Genomic DNA, 24,270 nt, shown 5'->3' on the forward strand with positions numbered 1-24,270 from the left:
CGCGCACAGTCCTTCGCTACTTATTTTCTGTTCAGTACAAGTTCCCTTGGCACGCGGCACTCCGAATTCTAATCCCCGACGCGAGCCTGATACCCAGCTGGAGCAGGCAAAAATTCTGCGCGTCTTTCAACTGCTGGATTTGCTGCTGCAGCCCTGGGGCCAGTCGGTTAAGGACCTTACCGAGGCGCTGGGCAGCAACGCGCGCACCGTGTACCGCTACTTGCGGCTAGTAGGAGAGGAGGGGCTGGGTTACCGCGTAGTGCGGCAGAAAGGCCGCTATAGGATTCCTGATACCGGGCGGCTCACTACGCACCAGCTGTTTAGCGCCGAGGAGAAAGAGGTGCTGTTGCAGCGCTTGGCGGAGGTAGGCGCGCCCAACCCGGTGCTGGAAAGCATTCGCCGCAAGGTGCAGCTTAGCGCTGGCCTGCTGCCCCGCCCCGAGGAATTGCCGGCGTTGCAGCGCCTTATCTGGGCAGAGCAGCTGCGGGAGGCCATCCGCAAGGGCTGCCGGGTGCGGTTGCTGGGTTACCGCTCTACCAGCACCCCGGAAGTGCGCGACCGGATTGTAGAGCCTCTGTACCTGTCGCCGGAACTGCAGCTGCGGGCCTGGGAAGTAGCCTCCAGCCTGGAAAAGTCTTTTTTGCTCGACCGGATGCAGGGAGTAGAAATGTTGCAGGAAGCGGTAACGCCCCGCACGGTGGACCGTCTGCCGGACTTTTTTGGCTTGGCTGATAACGACTGGCTGCCCGTGGAGCTGCTGCTCACCAACCGCGCCCACGGCGTGCTCATCCGCGAGTACCCCGCTGCGGCCCGTTGCTGCACCGCCGGCACGGACCCGTTCTGGCCGCATTTCTTCCGGGGCAAGGTGCGCGGCTACGAGGGTATCGGCCGGTTCGTAATGGGCCTGCCGACCGAAGTGCGAGTGGTGGCCCCCGACACATTCCGGCAGTTCGTGCGGGAGAAAAGCGCCCGGGCCTTGTGGTAATATTTTTCGTCTCAGATGATTTGTGACACTAACTGTCAGTGACCGGCCCGTAGGTTTGCTTCATCTTCAACGATTACCAATTCCCTGCTTATGACCACGCCCCATTCCGCCTCCCCAACGGCCCCCGGCACCAATCGCGGCCTGATTTTGGAATTCCAGCCGGAAGACGAGCAGGTCTTTCAGCGCGAAGCCATTCGCCGCGGCCGGGTGCTGCTAACGCTCGTGCTGGCCAACGGCACCACCCTGGAGCCTTCCACGTGGCGGGTGCGACGCCTGCGCCCCGAGTCGCACCTGCGGGGCAACATCCTCTCGCGCCAAGAATTCCGGGTGGGCGTGCTCGATGCCCGCGTTACGACTATCCGGGCCACGCTGCTGCCCGGATAGTCCAGGCTGGTTAAGTCCAAGTTGCTTCTCTTCCATCGTTGGAATGCTGCTCATGAGTGAAAATTCTGCTCCAAATCCGGTCAACATCTACCTCACATGGTCCCTGGGCATTGACATACCAGGATTTGCCCTGGTGTATGCACAAACGCCGGAGGAGGCCTTCGCCCTGCTAGATAACTATACCGAGAAAGCGCAACCCCGTCACCGGCTGTTTACTGCCGGAGTGAACCATTCCCTGCTGCACTATCTGCCGCAGAGTCTCAGCAGCCGGGCCAAGGATGCTTCCCGCTACGGCCATCACCTCTACCAAATAGGTATCAGCACGGACCCGCCAGTCCAGCGCGTGGTAGTGGTGGACCACGGTGAGGATGTGAGCTATGATGATTAAGGCAGCCGGTCCTTCAGTGTTGAACTGACAGCCACCTGTCTGGCAAACATGGGGCGGTTGTGGTGGTGTCTTTGTGCTTTATCGGTGCATCGAAGCGGGTTCTTACTCACATCTAATTTTCTATGTCCAAATTCCCGGAACCCGTCCAGACCCTGTATGAAACCGCGCTGCAGCACGAGCAAGCCTCGGATTGGGGGGCCGCGGCAGCCTGCTACGAGCAGGCCGTTACGCTGGTCACGGACTCCCCCGAGCTGTGGGCTCGCTACGGCCTGCTGCTGGGCCGGGAGGGGGTGCAGAATGCGGATGGGCACATCGACCTCTCGGCCTGTGCCCGGGCGGCCAAATGCCCGGCAAGTACGGCCGAGGAACTCTACTGGCGGGGAGTAGGCGCCCGCTTCAACGACGGTGACGGCGACTCCCGGCGCGACCTGGCCGCCTCCCTGGCCCTCGACCCCACTCGCGCCGAGGCCTGGTACCACTATGCCGAGGCGTTAGAAGCCCCGGCCGCCTATTATTTCGGCCGGGACTACGATGCCTCGCCCGAAGGGCAGGCCCGGCGGCGGGCCGCTTACGACCAGGCACTAACTCTGGAACCGGACAACCCGCAGTACTTGGCGGCGCGGGGCGAGTTCCACCTGGCGCATGACCGTCTCAACGAGGCCCTGAATGATTTGAATGCTGCGCTGGCGCGGAGCCCAACGTTGCGCTGGGCTAGGGTACGCCGCGCGGTTATACTATTTCTACAACACGATTTTCCGGGTGCCTTGCGCGATTTTCGCGCCAGCCAGGCGGGCAAATTGCGAGGGGACTGGCGTGAAGCTAAGGTGGAGTACCACATCCGGTATGCGGATGAGCAGTACTCCTCCCCGATGGAGCGCTGGGAAAAAGCCTTGGTGCTTTTTGAGTCGACGGGTATCCAGGAGCCGGCGACGGCGGAGTATCTGAGCGAGCGAGCCCGTTATTTCCTGGCGCACGGCGCCGCAATTCGGGCACTGACCGATGCGGAGGCTGCTGTGACGCTACGGCCCAGCCACGTACCCTACCGGGAGATACGCATTGCCTGCCGGCTGGCGCAGGCTATACCGGACTTCGACGCTCTGCTAACGGACTATGAATGGCTGTTGGAACGGCCCCTTCCCCACGCTGTCGGGTCAAGAAAAGCGGGTAGTTCCGAGACGCCTCGTGACCAGGCTTTATGGCAGCGAGCCCGCTACGGCCACCAGGCCGCGTGGGCTAACTTCCGGCTGGGCCGGCGCGAACAGGCGCTAGCTGATTTTGCGGCCGCCATCATCCTGCCTACCGGAAGGCTACCCCGGGTCGGGCTACTGAGTGGTGATGAGCAGCTGCACTGGATGGGCGATGTAAAAGAGCTCTTGCCACCGGTATCAGATAGTGAATACCTGCGCTGGCAGCTGGAGCACCAACTGACTCAGGAAGTAAATGACCCCAACCAGCAGCGGGCTATTAATGAGTGGCTGTTTGCGGCTGCTCAAGTTCTGAGCGTACTCGAACTGAGTCAGGCGATGGATGAGTACCGGGCCCTGTGGTTGCCGGCCGGCCATTATTTTGTGCAGCCCCGCAGCGCGGCCGCTTTTGCGACGGCTTTGTCCTTGTTCCTGAATGGCATGCAGCGGCAACCAGCTTATAAAGCAGTCTTTATTCAGCTCTACCGCAACTTACTCAGATCCGAATTGCGCGACGCGCAGAATCGGCCTGGCGCTACCACGGAGGCCATTCGAGATGCGGTTAACCATTACGATGCGCAACTAGCTTTTCTGGCTACAACCTAATTGTAGTTCAACCACCTTTCGTCACTTCTTCATTTTCCTATGGCCACCATTCGCCGCGTTCACCACAGCAGCATTGCCAACTTATTTGTCCGCAGCTTACTTGCCGATGTGGGCGAAATGCACGGCGGTTTTACCAAAGAGCACTGGCAGGCGACACTTGATTTTTTTGGAAATCGTTGCGCGTATACTGGGAAGGCCTTGGCTCCGGCCGATATTGACCGGGACCACGCCATTCCACTAAACCGGGCCAGTGGTGGCCTACACCGGTTTGGTAACCTGCTGCCAGCCTGCCGTCAGGCGAATAATGAGAAAGGCTCGCTCACGTACGTGGAGTTTTTGCGCAGCACTCCCGGCCGCTTTGCCAGCCTCGGTCACCTGACTACCGAGGATAGGGAAACGGCTATTGCCAGGATAGAATCCTTTATGGAGGAAACCGGGTACCGGCAGGTCACTTCTTCGGCGGTGCTTTCACCTGAATATTTAGAGGAAAAGTATCAGCAGGTAAAAGAGCTGTGCGCTTTGATCAGGGCAGAGGTGCAAAGCATGGCCCCGCCAGAATTGATGAGCAGCATGCTTGACAGCGAAAAGGATGAAGAGGAAGAAGTAGATAATGAAGAGACGGGCCGCGAAGAAGACCTGACCGACCGGTTGCCTACTGCCTACCGTGAATTGCTGGCCGCGCACAAAAAGCACCGTATTGGCCGGCTGGCGCAGGCGATTTTCGCCCAACTCTTTGCTGATGGCCGAGTTGCTCCTTTTGTACAGCGTCTGCAGGAAAAGCAATACAGTGCCCAGCAACTTGGCTTGTATGTGCCAGTACTGGCTACGGAGCGCCTCATCATTGCCGGCCAACCACGCTACTATACCGAGCCCTGTGTACTGGACGGCATTGCTTATTACCTGGGCAGCCAGTGGAACAACGGCCGCCGGGATATGCTGGAAGACTGGCTGGTAGACGAAGTGTTCCGGGCCGAAGCTGGCATTGCGGATACTTCAGAGGCACTAATGCCGGTAGCTGCCCTGTCTGCAACCGCAACACAGCTGGATTCAATGATTGGCTCAACTGTACAGGCTGCCGTGCAGGCTATCTGGAATCAGGTGAAGGAAACAGAAAACAAGGAGCTTGGTCACATCAGAATTGGGCAAGGAATCCAGCAAGTGTTTCACATACTAGACGAAGAGCCCGTAGCACTGGCAGCAGTTCAGCGTGTTCTAACAGATGGTACACGGCTGGGAATGACGCGAGAATTACAGGTACTGCGGCCATTTGATGCGAACTCTGATTTGGATGCATTGCGAAAGGATTCCAAGGGGTACGTACGCTACTACGCCACCCCGCTGGCGCGTACTGGCTATCTGCTGTGTAAAGAATGGAATGCAAACCATATCACGGAGTGGACCCGCATTTTTAAAGCGGCCGGCCTGCTTTAGAAGGTAATGACCAGACCGTTACTCTATGCTGATGACCACTAACGACTCCGACGAGATCCAACTGCCTGAGACGCCGGCTGAAAAGCAGGCTGCCCTGCAGCGCCTGCTGCAGTTGTTTCCTGAGACACTGCCAGAAACGAGTCTAGTTGAACTGATAGACCAGGCAGTATCCGTGATTCAGCGTGGCTGCAAGTCAGCTGCCGAGCTTCGTTCCCGAGCTACGGTGCTCAGCGAAGACTTCGACTATGCGCTAACCACAGAGCAGATGACTACCGTTTTGCTCAGCCTGTTATTCGTCCGGGTGCCGGTCTCGCAGGACGAGCAGGAGCGTCTCACCGCGCGGCTGGTAGCCGAGTCGGGTGGGCCGGTAGGCTATGATGCCGACGAAATTCCCGGTGGCACCGGCCCCTTCGGCCGCGTGGCTTCCAACCCGGTACCCGTGGCCGGTATCGTATCGGCCGAGCTGTACCTGCGTCGGCTGAGCCCGCCGGACGGTCGGCTGGTGGACTGGCAGCGCACCGGTTCGCGCTCTGCCGCTGGAATCGATAACCCGGTGGATTGCTATCGTCTGACTGATTACAGCGGTGAGGAGTTAGGGGAAGTTTTTATATCTCCCTACCACCAGCGCATTTCCAACCGGGCTCCGGAAGGTTTTGTGCTTGAGGGTGTTGGTTAAAGCCAACCGTATCGTATAACGCTAAAAGCTTTGAAAGCGGAATTCAGGCACATGCTACTTGTAGCCAACTGACATAACTCACCAAATGCTTGGTAGCAAAGTTCAAGGGACTCAATCCATCCAGATGTTTGTTCTTGACTCCTTGGCAAAAAAGCTGTGCGGTATCTAGATAACGAGGAATCTCCTGCTCTGACATTGCGAGGCCACTGAGTAGAAACGTATCCAAAGACTGTCCAAATCTGGTCAACATGCTCCAGGCATCAGGATCCTGGAGCATGATTTCCAACCCTGCGTAGACGTATTCGGCGACGTTGATAGTCTCTCCTTCACAAATTCGCTCTTCCAGTGCCCAAAAAGTGCGGCAGATTGCTTCGGTGTTGTGCAACGCACAGGTCAAGCGTATTAAGTCTTCAGGTGCGTCATCTTCGAGGCCGATTGCACAGGGTAGTTCCATGTGTAAGCAATGGAAGAGACTGAAGCCGACCTGGCATGCTTGCAAACCAGAAGATTGTGACTGAGAAGGCGGCATCTTCAACTTGAATCAATGAATGGGCAGCGTATCGGCGCTCGTGGCTACTGGATGTGCTGATTAAACGTACTGAGGCCGCTTCGCACGCAGGCGCTGTGTTTGCCGGTACTCATCGGCGGTTGCTTCGTGCACAAAGCGTATTTCTCCGTGGTTGGCCTGAACGGCAGCGGCAATTTCGTGCAGGGACACTTGAAAGAACTCCTTACGTTCGTTTGCCATATTCACCCGGCGGTGCTGAAACAAGTGGTGAAGGCGCTTTTCCAACATTGGCGCATTGTCGCAGGAAATGATGGCATGCACATCAAAGGGAAATGGCACCGATGCGTTGCTTAGCTCATCGATTCGGTCTTGCGGTTCCAAGCGGCGGGTCATCCCAATTTTGTACACGTTGTCTCCAAAGGAGCCTATGTTGGAGATCACGTACACGTGACCGGCAGTGGTGAGCTGGGCCTGAGCCGTTGCCCGACGTTTCATCTCCTGTGCTTGAGCCAACGACTGCTTTAATTGCTCTATTTGTTGCGTGTAGCGTTGGCGTTCACTCCCAAAGGAATGTTGTGCCTGCTCTCTGGCGCGCCGCAACGCTTCGGCGTAAAAGTCCTCGTCCCGTTGGGCCTTGGCTCGCGCTTCTTCCAGCTTGTTTGCTTCGCGTAGCTCCTCGCGGATTCTCGCTTGAGCTTCTCGCTGCGCTTCTTTATCGGTTTTTAGCCTGCGACGATAAGCTTCAGTAAGGAATAACTCTTCCAATCGCACCGCTAGATAAGCGTCCGTGATCGAGCACTTTTGCGCTGCTACAAGACGGTTGACGCCGGCAAACGATTTGCGAATGCGCTTCTCTGCAGCTTCCAGTCCATAGGGTTTCACTTGAGCAATCGCTGCCTCGCATTCGCCATTGAATGCGCGTAGCATCAAGTTCAATACCTGCTCCTGCCGACGTCTGCCTTCGGCTTCATTCCCCGAAACTCTCCATCGAGCTTCGGCCTGCGCCGCGTTTCTTTCCGCTAACAGTTGCTTTTGCCGATCTTTTATACCTCTCAAACGCTGCTCAAAAGCCGGTACCTCAAGTGCAAATCGGTCTTTGGCGTAACCCGTTGCTTCGACCCGCATGGCTTTGTGATGCGCCTCAAGGTCTGCCTTTACCTCGACAATAGTGTTGCCCAACTGTCGAACGGTGGTGGTCAGCTGTACTTGCTGTTGCTGCAGCGCTTGGTTCTGGCGGGTCAGGTGCTGATGAGCAGTTTCGATTTCAGCTAAACTTCTGTACCGGCTACCCATGGCCGCGTTCTGCCGCTGTAGCTTTTGGATCGTAGCGTCGCGCTCAAGCAATCGGGCATAGAGAAAGTACAATGCCGCCGCGAGTGCGCAAACCAGCAGAAATAAAAGCAGAGACATACGAGATCAAAAGGTTATGAGAGAGCCGCTAATAGGCATAGAAACGTTGTCATGTGGGGATACCTTAGTAGAGATGATTTACCAAGGTATATTCATATTATTCGCCTTCTATCAGATATCTATCGATGAACAGGATGGGGAAAGCGGGGTTATCCTCTTCTAATACCAAATCCTCGTACTGTGTATCATTAATCAATTGAGTAAAAGCACTAAGCAATCTGCCGGGAGCAGCAGTGTTGATGTAATGCTTAGGACGGTTTCTAATCCGGCATATATCAACCATTGATTTAATGAGCTTGTCCCAATCATTTTTGGGACTGACCTCATTAAATACAAAGCCAGCATTTCTATTCGTAATTTTTTCGATTACCTCTCCAAGGGAGAGATTACAAGGAGCTTTATTTGCTGCCTGGCCGCAGAACCACTTTTTATTATAAAATCCTGAGAAGCAGGATTGTTGTGGGTCAAAGGGAATATTCAGATTTGGTAGAATTTGGGTTTTTGACCTAGAGGCCAAATAGAGATCAAATGAAGGCCAAGAGCTTAAAAGCGCAAGCTCTTTGAGAGTTGAGTTAACGCCTGATGGGGGGATATGACCGATGGGAGACGTTGGGTTTTGTTGGTTGGACAGCTTAGCCTGCACTATTAAAGCCCTTTGATTTTCACAATATCTAATGGTGTCATCCGGATTGCGCTGTAGATGGTTTTCTGATAGAATTATCATAAAATCCCCTATTTCCACCCGTTGGGTAATGGTCGCGCCGTTAACGCCAGTTACTGGTGAATTGAACTCGGCTAATGGAATCTTGTCAATCCAGCCGATTCGAATATTGTAACGGCTTTTTATGTTGGGTCTATACCAGGGATTGTGATTTAGAATGGATTTAAGTCCAGTTAAAAAGGCTTGGCGAAATAGCATAGAGACGGCCTCAAGCTCGCCATATTGCCTGGTTGTATATTGACTGGCAATCAGGTTATCGATTTGGGCATTCATGGCAAGACTTGTCATTGTGAAGAAATGCATCGTTATGCACAGTTTGTTGTGGCGCGATGATCCTTGTTGTTATGACGAGCTATTAGTGCTCGTGCTGATTTGACTTGCTCGGTGTATGGGTTGGCTGTTGTGGTTTCTCTTCGTGGATTTTCAGCAGCTGCAGCTGGGCCTGGAACCCTCCTCGCTCTTGGCGACGGGCGGCCTGAAGTTGTTGTATTTCCTCCATACGTATACCGTGTGCCGTAGCTAGAGCAGCAATCACTTCCAGTACATCAGCAAGTTCAATGGCCAATTCTGCCAATGGGGCGGATTTTACCTCCAGCGCTTCTTCAACTAGCTTTTCACGCAGTGCGTCCTGGTACGCCTGCTCCCCCAGCACGCGCGTTTCGCAACGCCGCCCTGATGCGGAAATAATGTCGGGAATGAAATCGCGGATGAGTTTACAGTATTCCATGTATGGTTAAAAACGCATGACGTAACGGGCTGCCGCGACGCCATTAATAAACGCCACTGCTTGCTGCGCTAGAGCCGCTGCGAAATCGGGTTGGTGCTGAATCGCCGAGAAACGCAAAGAGGCATCTTCCTGCACGGCTTGCCTCAAAAAACGGGATCGATCATAGCCCCGGTATGCTTCTGCTAGCCAAGGTTCCGCTTCCCGCAAACGCTGATCAGATGGTACCCGGTCTCTTTTAACTCGCTGGTTGAACTCACGGTCTACCGGAATCAGGTTCCACAATTCATTGACGGGATACACGGCTAGTGGTAGCAAATGATCGAGGTCGTAGTCACTGGACTGGCGAATGCTTTTGCGTGTCCAAGGACAAGTAAAGGAAAACTGCTCTAGTAATAGCAGATCTACTTGATTGCGCTCCCAGCTAAGGGGCCGGCGATTATCCGGCCGAGCGGTAAGCAGGCTATACACGTGACCACGGGTAAGAAGCTCACTAGCTGTCTGGGTAACGCCTTCAGTGAATAGACACCATTCGTGGATGCAAAGCGCTTCAATGTAGAGGCAGAGGCGGTGGAAAGCCGCCCAAAGCGCCGACTTGATTACCACGCACAACTCCCGCGGCTGCGTGCCTGGCAGCGACAGCACAGAAGCAGGTAGATTGGCCAGCCGGGTAGGTTTGTCAAATACGGTCCACTGTTTTGGGCCCGCGTAACGGATAGGCATTTGCACCGCGGTAACAATGGCGGATACGGCCTTATCGTAAGCTTCTTGAAGTGCCGGCGCATAAGTAGCCCGCCGCCTGGGAGTACGCATGTCTGAAACCAAGAAAAAACCATCGGAAGCTCGTACCGAGAGGTGAACGGTCAGTTGCCATTGCGCCCGTAGCTGACATAAGGCGGGGCGAAAGCTCAGGTCGTTGCGCACTATCCCATTGCGCTCCGCGCGGGCTCCCTGGTAAATGGGTTGCTGCTCATCCGCAAAAGGCCAGTAATAGGCAATCCAGAGTTCGGCAACGCGCCGCAGGGGGATTGCAATATCCCGGCCGGTGGCAGTCAGGTCGGGATAGGCCAGCACCAAATCGTTGATTGCCCGCAGGAGAGCGATTTTGTAGCTGGTCGTTTTAGTATCGTATTTGAGGACGGTTGCGAGAGCATGTTCCCCGGTGGATTCATCAAACATAAGAACGTAAGTTGGGAGCTGACCACCAAGGAAGCTTACACGGCGCCACCCCCATAGCTCCACCCGAATTCGTGTTCCAATTGGTGTTGTGCACGGCGCACGTTGCTTTGTTGCGAGGAGGCAAAAAGCCAGCGATCGGTTCGATCAGCTAAGCGCCAGGCCTGCTGGTGCGCCTCCCATACCTCCTGGTTGCGCACGTCCTGATTGACCAGCACCCGAACGAGCCGCCCGGTTGTTACGTCCAGCGCTTGAAATCCACCGCTTTCTTTCTCGACGGCCCTTAAGCTTAGCACAATCGGGGGCAAATACCTGTGCTGACTTAGAGATTCATGCGCTTGTGGTAGAACCGGGTAAAAGGCCCAGAGCGAACGCCAATGATCAGCTGAGTAAAAGGCTCGCAGCGGCTCTGCTTGGTGCATGAGATAACGGAGGCCCTGGTATTCCAGGATCAACAGCTTTCCGTGCAGCACTTGGCTGTGCCGCCTAAGTTGGCGCATTTGCTGCTCTGCCTGAGTTGCCTGCATCGGATCGATAAAGAGCTCATTGAGCAGGTTAAGCAGCGGCAGGACGGCTTGCTGCATCACGACCGGTGCGAAGCGGTAGCGGTCCGGATGCGCGTGGTAGTTGCGCATCTTGCGAGCCCAGTGCAGCTTTTGCTTTAGCTCTTGAGCCTGAGCGCGACGGCAGACCAAATCAATCAGGTTTGCCAGCTTCGGAGGCTGCGAATGCCTATGCTGGGATGACGAGGTCACGGCGATTCCCAATTGCTCAGCTCGAAATTTGACGGCCATTTCGAGAATCCCGAGCAGGTGTTGAAGCCCCTGATCGTACATGGGGTAGTGGTGCCAGGAATTAGCAAGCAGATAGCTCGTGGTGCGGTAGGCGTTACGTACGTCCTCGGGAACCAGGGAATGAAAGCGTGCTTTGGGTACCCAGGTTTGCAAAAAGCTGTTCAGGGTAGGGTAACCCAACAGCTGCCAAGTAACATCTGCTGCAAACCAATCCATCGAGTCCATATTCGGCTTATTCAAGGCGTAAACTGATAGTATGGGTGATGCCATTCAGTGAAACGACGAGCTCGTGTGGGTCGCGAGAAAGGATGACGGTGTCACCAAAATCAAATTCTTTGTGATGATTAGGGCATAGAATCAATAGGTTATCTGGCATTTCGCAGCCCTGAAGGCGTTTCGGGGTAATGTGGGCTGCCTCAATGTAGAACTGCCCGTTCTGCTTGCGGATAGTAGTCTGGCAAATCTGACAAGCATGGTTGCGCAGAATTTTGAGTAGCGCCACCGTATGGTTGTCGCGTTTGTATTGCCGCAGCTGTAGTGTAACCAGTTGCGAATCCGTGGGCCGGAGGCTGCGCAAAGCGTGAATGATATCAGCCCGGCTCAAGGTCTGGACAGCAATGGACTCCACGTCTTCTTGTTCCAGCTCATTCTGAAAGCGTGGGGGGAGCCGCGCGGCAAAGCGTGCGTAGATGCTCCACATGGTTTTCAGAGTAACGGGTGTGCGCTGCACGCTTTGGTAGTAGAGAATATGTTCCCGAAGGGCGCGGACCGCATTACGGAGCGTAGCAGCAGGGTAGTTCGTGCTGATTTGTTCCAGGAAGTACTCCATGGAAAAGGCATTCAGTGTGCGTGTAAAGCCGCGCCCTTCCATCAGGTAGCGAAAGTTGTTGATGTAGTCCCGGGCCGAGTTCACATTGAGCCCATGCCGATTCACCAGTAGTTGAGCTCCGTCGGTGAGACTGGTCTGACCATGATACACGTGCGTGGCAACCAGGTAAGCATCCGGCACGCAAGAATTTGGGATCTTCATCGTAAGTAGCGTTTTATGAAAGCGTAAGCTATGGTTCGTAGAGGTTACCTAAACTTCGCTACCTTATCAATCACAAGCTGATTCCTTGTCTTCCGATGGTCCGCAGAAAAAATAATACGGTCGGTATGGATTCCTACCAGACATTGCCGACTCAAGGGTTGACTGTCGCTGAATTTCGGCAATATCCTGGTTGTGAAGCCTACTCACGTGAGGAAGCAGAAGAGATACTGCAAAGCCTGCGACAATTGGCGCTGATCGTGTGCGAACACGTCCGCCGTAACCCTGCATGGGACCCAATGGAGGAGGGCGACGCATCAGGATGACTAGCGGTTGACTAGGCCCAATAGCTCCTCTACAGGCATTACGCAGAATGGGTAAATAGCTGGGGCCAACAGCTTCTACCCGTGATAATCGTCTTTAAACGCGCGAACCGCAACAATGAATTCGGCAACGAGGGTGATCAACCGCTTTTGTTCCGGGTGTGAAAGCTGATCCAGATCGTTTGTTGCCAAGCGTTGCGGCAGCTCGGCCCGGACCATATCGTACCTGCCAAAACCGCCCCGTTCCAACGCGTAGCGCAGTGCGCTGGAGTTGAAGTGGCGTCGCTGTTTGCTTGGGAACCGGTCCGCTTCAGCACCGGATATCACGCCACGGAGGATGAAGCGATTGCCGGGGTGCTCAATGGCCACGTAGAAGGTATTGTTGAGCGCCCGAACGCGAAGCTCATCGTCCTGGTCTTGGTCAATGAAGGTGTCCTCATCAACTTCTTCGCACAGGTACTCGTCCAGTACCGCGCCAAAAGGCAGCTGCTGCGGTCCTCGTTTCACGCTCCCGACGGCCGGGCGTTGCTCAAACGGCGCGATGTGCTGCTGAACGAAGCTACGTAGTTCCTCTAGCTCGGCCGGTGATTCCAGCTGATACCCGATTTCAATGGTGTTGCTGTTGGAGCTGCTTAGCAGGTTGAGTGAAGTGACCAGTCCACTGGTTTCGTTGTAGTAAAGCTTAGCATGCAGGCTGTTGATCAATTTGGGACTGATACCAAGTGCCTCCACCTGCTCTCGATGCACCGGGTTCTCATCGCGGATGTACATGCTGATCCGAACGCCGCGCTGACGAGCAGCGGTTAACGCGCCCGCCAGCTGCTTCCAGTAGGTCAGGTTCACGTAGGGCGAAACCAGAACAAGTTCTTTTTTCGCTTCCAGCACGACGTCGAGTAACGTGCTGCTGATTTTATGGGGAGGAAGAAGCCGCACGGGTCGTATGCCTAGCAAATGTGCCTGGGACACACCGACTGCAATCCTTCCTCAAGGAAGCAGCCGGTGTATCCGGGCCGAGTAACTAATTTATCTCAATAATCTGCCTTTGCTAGCGGTATTCTGCTTCGCCAAAAAGAAACGCATCCAACAACTGAGCCTTTTGATGCGTCCGCTCTTCACAAGCTGCCAGGGTCCAGTAAGGCTGGGTGTGACCAAGCAATTGTTGCACTTCCTGAAGCTTGGACTCTTTGTAGGTCAGCTGCTTTTTGTGTAGAGGATGATTCAGCACCTTGCGATTCAATTCCCACTCCAACAGCATTAGGTTGCCCAGCGAGTTCAGCGTCGAATGGTGCCAAGTTTCGGGAGCTGTAAACGCATCCGATGGATTCCGGGGGTGGATGTGCTCCACTTCGTAACTGACTTTGCCAAGAACCAGCTCCCGCAGTTCAGGATCGTGCCAGCCAGTTCGCCATTCCGGGTCCTGCATCAGGAGTGCGGAAAGACGGGACGTAAGCTCGCGGCGGGCGGCGTTGTCGAATACGTCCCCTTTCAGGCGTTCGTCAAAAAACCATTCCCGGTCGTAATCCTGCAGCTTCTTTCGCACTTGGGCCAGCAGCGTATCAGGTGTCGATTCAGGCCGTAGTATCTCCCGAATAACTTGGTAGGTGAAGGTGCGCCCGTCGTTGACCACCTTGGCTGATTCCAATGTTTTGATGATGTAGAACTTCACCATCAACTCCTTCCACAACTCAAACTTGGGCTTTATCGCCTCAAAGCCGGCATCGTGAAACCGGAACAGGTAGATTACGTCGAGGAACTCGAACCGCCAGCCGTAGCGGGTGCGCCATTGCAGGTCGTGCCAGATTTCGTGCCGCGCGGAAATACCTTCCTCCCAGAGAAAGCGCATTTCTACCAACCGGTTCAGATCAACCAGTGGGTTGGCGCCAAGGGCGGCGCGCAGTTTGTTGGCGTCGAGACCCTGCGGCCGGCTCAAGAGCACGGAATCAAATACGCGTTCGTAAAACCGATCCGGGCCGGACTCGTGCAGGGCCCGGTTGAGGCCGGCCCGCTCGATCAGGATGCGCTGGTATATGCGCAGAATCTGGTCAGGGCTGGTGACGTTGTACGTCTTTGCCTTGTTGCGGGCGACGATGTTGGCGTAGAAGGCGTCAATATCCAGCAGCGCAGCCTGCTTCTCGTCGTCCGTCAGGTTCTTGCCATGCGTGAGGTAATCGTAGAGCTTGATTTTAAACAAGTCGTCTCCGGTCAGTGGCAGGCCCGTGGTGTTAATCGTGTTAAAGATGTCGAGGGCCTTGGCCAGACCATTGCGCGTCTCAATCACGACTACATGAATGGCGGCAACCAGGAAAGCAAAGAACGCTGCCGGCTCAAAGCCGGGGCTGTCTTCACCGGCCTGCGTTTCCTGGCCCTCAAACCAGTCGTAGATAAAAAAGGCGTTGCGCAGGTAGGGATTCTGAATAGCCGCGGTCGGGCGGTCGGGCAGCGATGGACTACTTAGCACCTCGTCGAGCCATTTTTGCTGCTCCTGGCTACTAACCTGGGTGCGAAGCCAGTCCGAGTGCCGCAGCTCCTGCGGAAGAACTTGCTCCCCATACTGCCACTTAGCTACCTGGCAGAGCAGCAGCAGTGTGGTCAGACGCTGCTGACCATCCACTACTTCCCATTCATCCGTGGCCCGCGGAATCAGCAACAGCGTGCCGATAAAATACGGCTCACGGGATTGAAAAGCATTCCAGAATCCCATTAGCAACCGCTGGATCTGGTCTTCGCTCCACGCTAATGGACGCTGATACACGGGAATAACATACGATTGGCCCGCGAGTAGCCCATCTTGGCCGGTACTAGGCAGGAGCGTACACGTACGGGCCTTTACGAAACCTTCGGTGCTGATCATAGAAAGGTGGAATAATGGGGGTAAAGCGAGTTAGATAACGTGCTTGAGCACGTCATCGAAGCTGCTGGCCGTGATGTATTGGGCCGGCTCAACTGTGCCGGCGGCCAGGGTGCGGAAGTGAACTTTGCCGCAGTCAATCTTGGCTCCTTCGGTACCACGCAAATCTTGGTGGAAGAGGCTGCCCTTGGTCTCTACCACAAAGTAGAGGCGCTCGGCTCCGTCCTTTTCAATCAGCACCGCCCAGTCGGGATTGTAGTTGCCCAAGGGCGTGGGCACCTGGAACCAGCCGGGTAGCTTGGCAAAGACCTTCACGGCAGTATTGGCTTCCAGCTCCTCGGCGAAGTTGCGCTCTACTCCACTGGAATCGAACAGCACTTCCTCGTACACCGACTTGGTAGCGGGCACCATTTGCTTTAAGTAGCCGGATAGCTCCTGCTCCTCGAACAGCTCCTGGGCGTAGTAGTGTTCCGGGCCCAGCCGCTCGTAGCGAATGCCGGCCACCAGGGCCATGCGCTTGGTGCGGTTCAGCAGTTCACTGACTTGGTCGATGAATTGCTGCGGGTTGCGCTGGAAATCGGTCAGGCGTTTACTCTCGGTGAGAATGTGCACCAGGCTGCGGCGGGTAAGCTGCGTACGGTCCTGCAGTTCGGTGAGGATGTCGGGCAGCTCGCCGTGGCTTTCCTGCAGGGCAGAGGGTAGCTCTTTCGCGTTTTTGCCTTTCTTCTCAGTGGCTTCCACGCCTCCACGACCGATGATAATATCGGCGGTGCGGAAGCGGGCTTGCGCCCGGGCGACGGGGGGCATTTCTTCCACGGCCCGTACACAGTCCTTGAGCAGCTTGTTGTTGTCGAAATCTACGCGGTAGGTGGTGCGCTGCCGAATGCGGGCCCATAGCTCCTGAAACTCTGGGCTCAGCAGCACTTCCTTGTTCACGCGCACGGCCTTGCGGTCGTTAGCATTTTTGATGTCGAGCTTGCCGGCTAGCTTACGCAGTAGCTCCGCCACAGGCTCTTGTTGCGCCTCGAATTCGGTGGGCAGCACCAGCGTCTTTTCTTTCAAGGCCGTGCGCAGCTTGTCCTGCACGCGCCCTTTGGAGTCGACGTAATCTTGGCTGCGCAGCCATTGCCAGAGGGCTTTGGACTGGGCGATGCCTAAGGTATTGATTTCACCCGTCGCTGGGTCAACCACGGGAATGGCGGCAAATTGGTGCTCTTCCACAATGCCGAAGCGGATGCCGGTGTCAGCTTCGATTTCCTTCTGCAGGTTCTCGGCAAATTCCTCGTAGCCTTCCGTCGCGATGACGGTGAGCGTGTTCACGCCGTCGGTGCGCACCCGTTCCCCTTGCTGATTCACGCTCAGGCGCAGGCCGCGGCCGATGGTCTGGCGCCGCTCCCGCTCGGTGCCAATCTCGCGCAAGGCGCAAATCTGGAACACGTTGGGATTGTCCCATCCTTCCCGCAGGGCGGAGTGAGAGAAAATGAACTTCAGCTTCGTGTCAAAACTGAGCAGCTTTTCCTTATCCCGCATAATCAGGTTGTAAGCCCGTTCTGCGTTGTCGCGGCCGCTCTGGTTGTTCTCGGCCGTGTCCGTCCACCCGCCTTTCTTGTCCACCGAGAAGTAGCCGTTATGCACGGCTTCAGCTTCGGCGGCCAGGTCTACCTCTTGGAATAGGGTGCGGTACTTTGGGTCTTTGGCCAGACGGCGGTACTCTTCCTCAAATATGCGGGCGTACTCGCCTTTTTGCGGGGTGCCGTCAGCCGCATAGGAACGGTATTTTTCCACCGAATCGATAAAGAACAAGCTCAGCACCTTAATGCCTTTGGGGCGTAGGCGCTGCTCCTTATCCAAGTGTTCCTGGATGGTGCGGCGAATCATGCGCCGCTTCACGTCAGAGGGGTCCACTCCGCCTACTACCTGGCCCGGCTCCATCCACTGCTCGTCGTGGTTGGGGCGGCGCAGCTCCATGAGTTGCTCGCCCCGGCCACAGCGAATCTCCCCGATGGCAAAGTCCGCGTACACCGCTCGGCGAGTTAGCTGCTGCAGGTCGTCACCCGACATGACCCAGTGGGTATTGCGGGCCACGTGGGTAAGTAGCTGCTCGTCTACTTCAATCTGGGCTTCTACCCGCCCGCTCTTGCTACGAGTGGCCAGTAGCTTTACGTAGGCGGTGTTGTGGTCGCCTTCTACTTCCAGCGCGGCCACTTCAATCTGCTTCACCAGCTTCCGCTCGTAGGCATCCACCGCGTCAAGACGGTACACCATGTGGTGCTTGTTGGCGTGGGTAGCAGAGTAGCGCAACGTGCACAGGGGCGAGAGCATGTCGATGGCCCGCTTACCCTGGCCATTCAGGCCGCCGTCCACGGATTGGGGCTCATCGATAATCACCACGGGCCGGGTGGCGCGGATAAGGTCGATAGGCCGTTCGCCGCCAGTTTTCTCGCTCGGGCGGTACATCACGTTCACGTTGGGCCGGTCGGTGGCCGCCAAGCGGGCGGCTTCGGCGTCGTCACCAAATTTGTTGATGGCGCCCACCGTCATCACCATTACCTGGATGTTGGGGCTGGTGGCGAAGTTGCGCACTTGGCCCAGCTTGCCCGAGTCATAGATAAAGTAGTCAAAAGGCACGCCGCCGTAGATAGCGCGAAAATGGTCGGCGGTGATTTGCAGGGTTTTGAAAACACCCTCTTTAATAGCCACCGACGGCACCACGATAACGAACTTCGTGAAGCCAAAGCGGCGGTTCAGCTCAAAAGCCGTACGCAGGTACACATAGGTTTTGCCCGTGCCGGTTTCCATCTCCACGGTGAAGTCACCCGATGCCAGCTTTTCCGACGGGCGTAGGCCGTGGCGCAGCTGCACGCCGTGGAGGTTCTGCAGCAGCTCCTCTTCAAGCAGGCCCAGGCGGTTACCCACGCCCAGCTCCGTTTGCACAAAGCCCAACGCCTGCTGCCCGGCGGCTGGGGCCGCGGTTACAGTAAACTCGGTGCGGCAGGTTTCCTGACCCTTGAACAAGTCGCACACGGCTTCGATGGCGGCCTGCTGGTAGTCAAGGTTGGGTTCAAAATGAAGTTTCATGAGGAAATTCTAGAATAAGTAGCTGCCAAGCAGTTCCACCGATTAGCAACCATACAGCAGAGCGTAACAAGCGGAAATGCCCATTCCAATGGCAGTGGGGGGAGCAAGGTGAATCCAGCTTGTTACTGGCTAGCATCAAAGAGTAAAAGCGCCAGGGCCTACAAGCTGCGGATGTTGCGCTTGTCAAAGCCGGCCTGTTCCAGGATAGCCGTGAAGTTGGCCTTGGCGACATCGGTGCGGAAGGCACTGTCGCGTAGCACAACTTGGCTGTCGCCCACGGGAGCCAGCTCCTTCTGCCAGGCTACCATGCCCTGAGCCAGCGCTTCCACGTCTTCCTTCTCGATGCGCGGAGACAGGCAAGCCATGAGTGTGCCAGCACCGACAGCATATAGCGTATGACTGCCAAAAGCCCGCTCCTCAATTGGCACGGTAAGCGGTAGCCCTAGCTTCAGCAGTAGTTCAGTAAGGATGTCGTGTTCAGTGCGGCCCTCTTTCAAGTGCTCTTGGGCGGCGAACAACGAGCCGGAAATATCCTGTGGATTAGGGTCCCAGGGACGAATATTGGTGCTGTCAAGTTTATAAACTCGGAAACCTAGATCGCCACTGAAAATAGGATTTTCAGCTTTCACCTTTTTAGCTGCTCTCCTAAGGCGCTCTTTGGTTAGCTCAGCAATGGTACGTGGTTTGCCTAGGGAATCACAAGAGTTTGCTGCATCCCTTTGCTCCTTTGTGTTAGGGTCTAAAGGTTCAGGTAATTGTACTACAATGAATTTTCTATTACCTCCATCTTTCGCATTGGCTTTCATCACAGCCTGTGCAGTTGTTCCCGAACCCACGAAAAAGTCCAGAATCAGGTCGTCCTTGTTAGTTGCAATTTCGATAACACGACTTATTAGCCGCACCGGCTTTGGATTCGAGAAGGCTATTCCTATATCTGAGAATAACGCCTTAAGTTCTTGTGTGCCTTCTTGATTATGCCCACAATCCTTATGAAACCACATAGTTTCAGGCACAACTCCGTCACTTACCTCTGACAAGTATCTTTTGCGGCGAGGCTTGCTACTGCCATCAACACCAAACCAAACTTGCCCTGTGTTGATTAATTCAAGCATTTCTTCCTCTGGATGCCTCCAGCTTGTACCTGTTTCAGGCTTCCAACTATTTCCAGCAGGTGTTTTTATAGAGTAAACACAGTTGTCCCTGTGTTCCATGCGTAACAAGTCGCTGGAAGCCCAAGGACCTCTCTTATCATTATCAGGATTCTTATATCTAGCGGCAGCCTCTTCACCGCGAGGCAATAGGTTGCGATTCCATGAAGGCTTGTTTTTTGCGAAAGCTAAGATATAGTCATGCCTTTCGGAGAGGTACTTCTCATCATTTTGGGGAGCAAACTTTTTCTCCCAAATGATGGACGCTACAAAGTTTTCTTCCCCAAAAATTTCATCACAAATAACTCGAAGGCGACCTACTTCTGAATCATCAATAGAGATAAAAATTGCGCCATCATCTTGTAATAGGTTCCGCGCCAGTTTCAAGCGCGAGTACATCATATTAAGCCAATCTGTGTGAAATCGGCCTGACGTTTCAGTGTTAGAGGATATTTTCTTACCACCTTCTACCTGCCCTGTTAACTCTTGATAGTTTCTGATGGTATCATGGAAATTGTCAGGGTACACAAAGTCTTTCCCCGTATTGTAAGGCGGGTCTATATAGATAAGCTTTACCTGATTTGAATAGCTCTTCTGAAGCAACTTTAGAACCTCTAAGTTGTCTCCTTCAAGCATAAGATTATCAGTGGTTTCCCAATCTACGCTATCTTCAGGTGCAGGACGTAGTGTGCCTGTACTTGGTGTAAGCGCGAGTCGACGGGCTCGGCTCTTGCCGTGCCAATTAAGGCCATATTTCTCATCCCTTTCGTCTATGGTCTCACCCAGCAACTCTCGGAGGACATCTATATCCACTTTACCTTCCGTAAAGGCTTCGGGAAATAATTGCTGCAAGCGCTGAGTATTATCAGTAGCCACGTCGAGGGAGCGAGCCAGAGGGTCTTGGGCGGTAATGGGGTTCACGGAGTCGGAGAAGTAAGCGTAAGGACGGGATGAAGTGCTACAAGCTCAGTATCAAGCTGTCGTAGGCGAAGATTGAGTGAAGCACGGCGGGCCATCTGTTTTTCGCGAGCGGCTTGACTGCGCAAGGTAACTTGTTCCTGTTTGAGGCGGCTATGCGCTGCCAAGGCTTCGCGTAGGGCCGTTGCCTGTGCCGGTGTGGTCGGCGGGCAATAATTGCCCGTTATATTTGCCGCGGCCAGCGCTACGGTGCGGTCGAGCCAACTTTGGTACAGCGCACTCAGGTGCGATGCTCCCACGGCCGGCAAAGTCAGGGCCGCCAGGTAAGCCGCCGGGCCGGTCGGTTTCGGGCGGGTGCCGGCCGACCGGTATACGGCTTCCGGCTCAGCTGCCTGGGCTAGCGGAGACAAATGCAGTGGCTCCGAATGGAGCACTTCGAGCAAGGTGAGGCGATCAGCTGCATTCTGTGCCGGCCGCTTGTGAGCCAGCGAGACGATAACGCCGCCGTGGTTTTCATCGGCCCGGCCCACCGTTTCGGCCAGCAGTAGCATGGGGTACGGTATAGCGCGGTGCAGCAGCTCCAGCAGGCGGTTAGTCGTTGCCGGCGTGGCGGGACGCAGACGCGCACTTACCACTACCACTTCTATCACGTCGATGTCGTTGGTACTGGCCGGGGCAGTGGGAGCGTGGTAGGCAGCCACGCCGCACAGGCTAGGCTTCAGCGTGGCCAGGAAGCGTAGCTCTTCCAGCCCGTCCTGCACCAGGCGACGGTCGGGGGCCGGCAGCACTACCTGTTCCAGTAGCACCTTTTTGGGCACACGCTCGTCCACCGCTACTTCAGCAGGCAGACCTAGCGCAGCGTACACGGCGGTGATGCTCACGGGGCTACTTCCTCCTGCTCAGTGATGGGAGTATGCACTGCAGACGTAGCCGCCGATGGATTACTGGCTGCAGCTGTTGGCACCGTTTGAGCTAGCACGACCACGCAAGCCAATACCTCGAAGTCGTTTAGGCCCGCCACTTCGTCCTTGCGCACGTGAGTACCGCCGGCCTGAAACAGGCTGGCCATGGCTCGTTCTTGCTTGCGGCCATTCACAGCCGCCACGGCCGCGGCGAGCTGCTCACGCACTGTATCCATATCCTGCCCCTGGCGCGTTGTTGCATCAAACCGGGCGCAGGCCACCGCGTCGGGCAAGTCGCGGCCCACGCACAGGCGCTTGAGGCGGTCCAGCGTTTGCTTGGCTTGCGAGTAGGGCAGGACCACGGCCGGGTGCCCGTCAGGGCCGGCTTCTTGGCTTACGTACACCAGGTAGTGCGGCGCGAGTGGGTAGCCCGGTTCGGGTGTGGTACGCGCGGTACCACTTTCCGCCCGCAGGCAGAAGATAGTACCCGGAGGTAGCGTGGCATCGGCTGGCCCGGCCGGAGTGGCCACGGCTAGTACGCCCACGGGCATGCTCTCCAGCTGCTCCACGGCGCCCGGCTGCCGCAGCAGGCCAGCAAGGTCCATGCGGAAGTCGTTCAGCGTAAGGTCTGCTATGGAGAGACCGCTGCTCAGGTCTTCCAGGTCAATAACCGTTTCCTGCAGCTGCAGCAGTTGCTGGCGGCGGTATTCCAGGTCGTTCATCTGGTCACCGGCCGCCACTTCAATAAGGTTTTCCTCGCCCGTGGCCGAAATGTCTAGCAGCACCATCCGCCCACTCACGCGCTGCTCCAGGTTGATGTATTCTTCCAGCTGCATGTTGGGCCAGAAGTTAATCAGCTGGATTTTCGTGTTGGGTGAGCCCAGGCGGTCAATGCGCCCGAAGCGTTGGATGATGCGCACCGGATTCCAGTGAATGTCGAAGTTGATGAGCGCATCACAGTCCTGCAGGTTCTGGCCTTCCGATATGCAGTCGGTGGCGATGAGCAGGTCCAGGTCACCTTCGCTGGCTAGGTCAGCGGGCCGTTCGCGGGCCCGGGGCGCAAAGGCCGTCAGGATGCTGGTCAGGTCGGAGCGTAGGCCGGGCAGGTTGCTGCGGTTGCTGCCCGTGCCCGTTACCAGGGCCGTGCGTACGCCTAGCTCCTCTGCGGCCCACTGCTGCAGCTCGTCGTAGAGGTAGCGGGCGGTATCGGCAAAAGCAGTGAAGACAATAATCTTGCGGTTGCCAGGGTTCAGCGGCTCCCGGAGCTTCGCCTCAATGGCGTCGCGCAGGTCGGCCAACTTGGCGTCGCGGGTGGGGTCGATGTCGTCGGCCGCGGCCAGCAGCGTGGCCAGGCGGTTGCGGTCCTCCTCCAGGTCTTGGCGCCAACGTACCCGGTCCAAATCCGTGAGCAATACCTTGACTTTGCCACCCACCAGCAGCGGCTCCGCGGCCGGGTCGTCCAGCTGCAGGTCTTCCAAATCGGGGGCCAGCTCTTCCAGCTCCTCCAGGGCCATATCCAGCCGCTCCAACACTTGGTTGACGTTGTCCAGTTGCCGGCGCAGCGTGCTGGCAAACGAGGATACCGAGCTTTCCATGCGCTTGAGCAGGTTGACCCGCATCAGCTGAATCAAGCCTTCTTCGCGGTCCACCTGCTTGAAAATGCCCCGGCCGCCCCGCAGCTGGGTGCTGTAGTGCTGGTCGTAATATGTTTGCCGGGCTGGCAACACGTACTTCAAGGGCGCGTAGGCCGCCAGGTTCAGCCGCAGAATCTCCCGGTTGATGTCGCGGATGGAGGGAAAGCGCTGCTCCAAGTCGACGTCCGACTTGATGTTGATGGGCTTGAGCCGCTCGGGAAAGCGCCCTGTTTCGGCAATGCCGTAGTACTTCTCGATGTGCTTGCGCGAGCGGGCAATGGTCAGGCGGTCCAGGAGGCGGAAGTAGTCAAAGCCCAGCATTTCCAACAGCTTAGTAGGCGTGCGTGCCACCTCTTCCAGCGTCAGCCACTGGTTGAACTGCTTTTGAGCGTGGCGCACCGTCGCGTCAATACTGCTGATGCCGTGCTCAGTCAGCGCGTCGTCCTGGCCTTCGGTGATGAATGCAATCTGGTTGCGTAGGTCTGTGAGGCGGTTGTTTACCGGCGTGGCCGAAAGCATCAACACCCGGGTTTTCACGCCGGACTTGATGATCTGGCGCATCAGCCGGTCGTAACGGGTTTCGCCGCCCTGCTTGGGGTTTTTCTTATTTCGGAAATTGTGGGACTCGTCAATAACGACCAAGTCATAGTTGCCCCAGTTGACGTTGGCCAGGTCAATGTCTCCCGATTGACCTGCTTCCCGCGACAAGTCGGTGTGGTTGAGAATGTCGTAATGCAGCCGATCATCGGCTAGCATGTTGCGCCGGTCATTGGCCTTGTAAAGGCTCCAGTTGTCGCGCAGGCGCTTGGGTACCAGCACCAGTACTCGGTCGTTGCGCAGCTCGTAGTACTTGATAATGGCCAGTGCCTCGAAGGTCTTGCCCAGGCCCACCGAGTCGGCAATAATGCAGCCGCCGTGTCGCTCCAGCTTGTCGATGGCTCCCACTACGGCATCGCGCTGAAACTTGTAGAGTTTCTGCCACACCCTGGAGTTACGGATGCCCGTGCCCGACTTGATGATGCGTTCCTCGTCCAGTTCTTCGCCCAGTTCCTTGAAGAGGTGATAGAGGATAAGCTGGTAGGTTGTCATAGGCGCTTGGTGCGCGCTAAGCTCTCGCAGGTGGGCCAGCAAAGCGTCTTTGCCTTCCGCTGTGTCCGGCAACGCGTTCCACTGCTGCCAAAACCACTCAGATAGCAATTCAAAGTCTTCAGCGCTTTCAGAGGACTGAATCAGGCCGAACTGGTTACCGGGCGTAAGGCCCAGTCCTTCGGTTGTGAACGCGCAGGCCCCGCTGAGCACCCGCTGATGCTTGTGATCCTTCGGATTAGCGGTAATCAGAGTTGCTTGCGGAATGGGGCCCGCCGCCCGACGCACTTCGGCCTTTTGCTCCAACCACGTGGCGCAT

At 56.1% G+C, this 24,270-nt stretch carries 19 protein-coding genes; 6 read left to right on the top strand and 13 right to left on the bottom strand.

The annotated features are described in order from the left end of the window. Positions 1-46 precede the first annotated feature (46 nt). From FDY95_RS22555 to FDY95_RS22580, 6 genes are all read left to right on the top strand, one after another. Entirely contained in the window at positions 47-985 is a 939-nt protein-coding gene (locus FDY95_RS22555; protein WP_171025807.1) for a helix-turn-helix transcriptional regulator, read from the top strand. A 90-nt stretch (positions 986-1,075) separates the two neighbouring features. After that, complete coding sequence (locus tag FDY95_RS22560) at positions 1,076-1,369, top strand: hypothetical protein (RefSeq protein ID WP_138081288.1); 294 nt, start codon at positions 1,076-1,078, stop codon at positions 1,367-1,369. 43 nt (positions 1,370-1,412) lie between these two features. After that, a complete protein-coding gene (locus FDY95_RS22565; RefSeq protein WP_138081290.1) occupies positions 1,413-1,757 on the top strand; it encodes a hypothetical protein in 345 nt (114 codons plus the stop codon). A gap of 122 nt (positions 1,758-1,879) precedes the next feature. Further along, positions 1,880-3,547 (top strand): tetratricopeptide repeat protein, encoded by a 1,668-nt coding sequence (locus tag FDY95_RS22570; protein WP_138081292.1) that lies wholly within the window; start codon positions 1,880-1,882, stop codon positions 3,545-3,547. A gap of 39 nt (positions 3,548-3,586) precedes the next feature. Further along, a complete protein-coding gene (locus FDY95_RS22575) occupies positions 3,587-4,978 on the top strand; it encodes an HNH endonuclease (protein WP_138081294.1) in 1,392 nt (463 codons plus the stop codon). Between the two features lie 31 nt (positions 4,979-5,009). Next, on the top strand, positions 5,010-5,654 hold the full coding sequence (locus FDY95_RS22580; protein ID WP_138081296.1) for a hypothetical protein: 645 nt from the start codon (positions 5,010-5,012) through the stop codon (positions 5,652-5,654). Positions 5,655-5,697: 43 nt separating this feature from the next. Here FDY95_RS22580 and FDY95_RS22585 read toward each other — a convergent pair whose 3' ends face one another. From FDY95_RS22585 to FDY95_RS22645, 13 genes are all read right to left on the bottom strand, one after another. Then, positions 5,698-6,108 carry a hypothetical protein gene (locus tag FDY95_RS22585; protein ID WP_138081298.1) on the bottom strand — a complete coding sequence of 137 codons (411 nt, stop codon included), beginning with the start codon at positions 6,106-6,108 and terminating at the stop codon, positions 5,698-5,700. A 135-nt stretch (positions 6,109-6,243) separates the two neighbouring features. Further along, positions 6,244-7,572 (bottom strand): DUF4041 domain-containing protein, encoded by a 1,329-nt coding sequence (locus FDY95_RS22590; RefSeq protein ID WP_138081300.1) that lies wholly within the window; start codon positions 7,570-7,572, stop codon positions 6,244-6,246. Between the two features lie 97 nt (positions 7,573-7,669). Continuing rightward, positions 7,670-8,581, bottom strand: coding sequence for a hypothetical protein (locus FDY95_RS22595; RefSeq protein WP_171025808.1), 912 nt, complete (start codon positions 8,579-8,581; stop codon positions 7,670-7,672). A 67-nt stretch (positions 8,582-8,648) separates the two neighbouring features. After that, complete coding sequence (locus FDY95_RS22600) at positions 8,649-9,020, bottom strand: nucleoside triphosphate pyrophosphohydrolase (RefSeq protein WP_138081304.1); 372 nt, start codon at positions 9,018-9,020, stop codon at positions 8,649-8,651. 6 nt (positions 9,021-9,026) lie between these two features. Continuing rightward, positions 9,027-10,196, bottom strand: coding sequence for an HNH endonuclease domain-containing protein (locus FDY95_RS22605; RefSeq protein ID WP_138081306.1), 1,170 nt, complete (start codon positions 10,194-10,196; stop codon positions 9,027-9,029). Positions 10,197-10,231: 35 nt separating this feature from the next. Beyond that, positions 10,232-11,227, bottom strand: a complete 996-nt coding sequence (locus tag FDY95_RS22610; protein WP_138081308.1) for a hypothetical protein — start codon at positions 11,225-11,227, stop codon at positions 10,232-10,234. Beyond that, a complete protein-coding gene (locus FDY95_RS22615; RefSeq protein ID WP_138081310.1) occupies positions 11,220-12,017 on the bottom strand; it encodes an HNH endonuclease in 798 nt (265 codons plus the stop codon). Before FDY95_RS22615 ends, FDY95_RS22610 begins: the two co-directional genes overlap by 8 nt. 398 nt (positions 12,018-12,415) lie before the next feature. After that, positions 12,416-13,270: a phospholipase D-like domain-containing protein gene (locus tag FDY95_RS22620; RefSeq protein WP_138081312.1), complete on the bottom strand. Its 855-nt coding sequence runs from the start codon at positions 13,268-13,270 to the stop codon at positions 12,416-12,418. 112 nt (positions 13,271-13,382) lie between these two features. Continuing rightward, on the bottom strand, positions 13,383-15,188 hold the full coding sequence (locus FDY95_RS22625; protein ID WP_138081314.1) for a DUF262 domain-containing protein: 1,806 nt from the start codon (positions 15,186-15,188) through the stop codon (positions 13,383-13,385). Positions 15,189-15,218: 30 nt separating this feature from the next. Then, the gene (locus FDY95_RS22630) at positions 15,219-18,263 is read right to left on the bottom strand and encodes a type III restriction-modification system endonuclease (protein WP_138081317.1); all 3,045 of its coding nucleotides are present in this window, start codon (positions 18,261-18,263) and stop codon (positions 15,219-15,221) included. Positions 18,264-18,421: 158 nt separating this feature from the next. Then, positions 18,422-20,332 carry a site-specific DNA-methyltransferase gene (locus FDY95_RS22635; protein WP_138081320.1) on the bottom strand — a complete coding sequence of 637 codons (1,911 nt, stop codon included), beginning with the start codon at positions 20,330-20,332 and terminating at the stop codon, positions 18,422-18,424. Continuing rightward, complete coding sequence (locus tag FDY95_RS22640) at positions 20,329-21,210, bottom strand: DUF4391 domain-containing protein (RefSeq protein WP_138081323.1); 882 nt, start codon at positions 21,208-21,210, stop codon at positions 20,329-20,331. Before FDY95_RS22640 ends, FDY95_RS22635 begins: the two co-directional genes overlap by 4 nt. Beyond that, on the bottom strand, positions 21,207-23,954 hold the full coding sequence (locus FDY95_RS22645) for a DEAD/DEAH box helicase (protein WP_212744944.1): 2,748 nt from the start codon (positions 23,952-23,954) through the stop codon (positions 21,207-21,209). The genes FDY95_RS22640 and FDY95_RS22645 overlap by 4 nt, the downstream gene beginning before the upstream one ends. Between the last annotated feature and the right edge of the window lie 316 nt (positions 23,955-24,270).

Source organism: Hymenobacter jeollabukensis (genome assembly GCF_005771675.1).
GTDB lineage: Bacteria > Bacteroidota > Bacteroidia > Cytophagales > Hymenobacteraceae > Solirubrum > Solirubrum jeollabukense.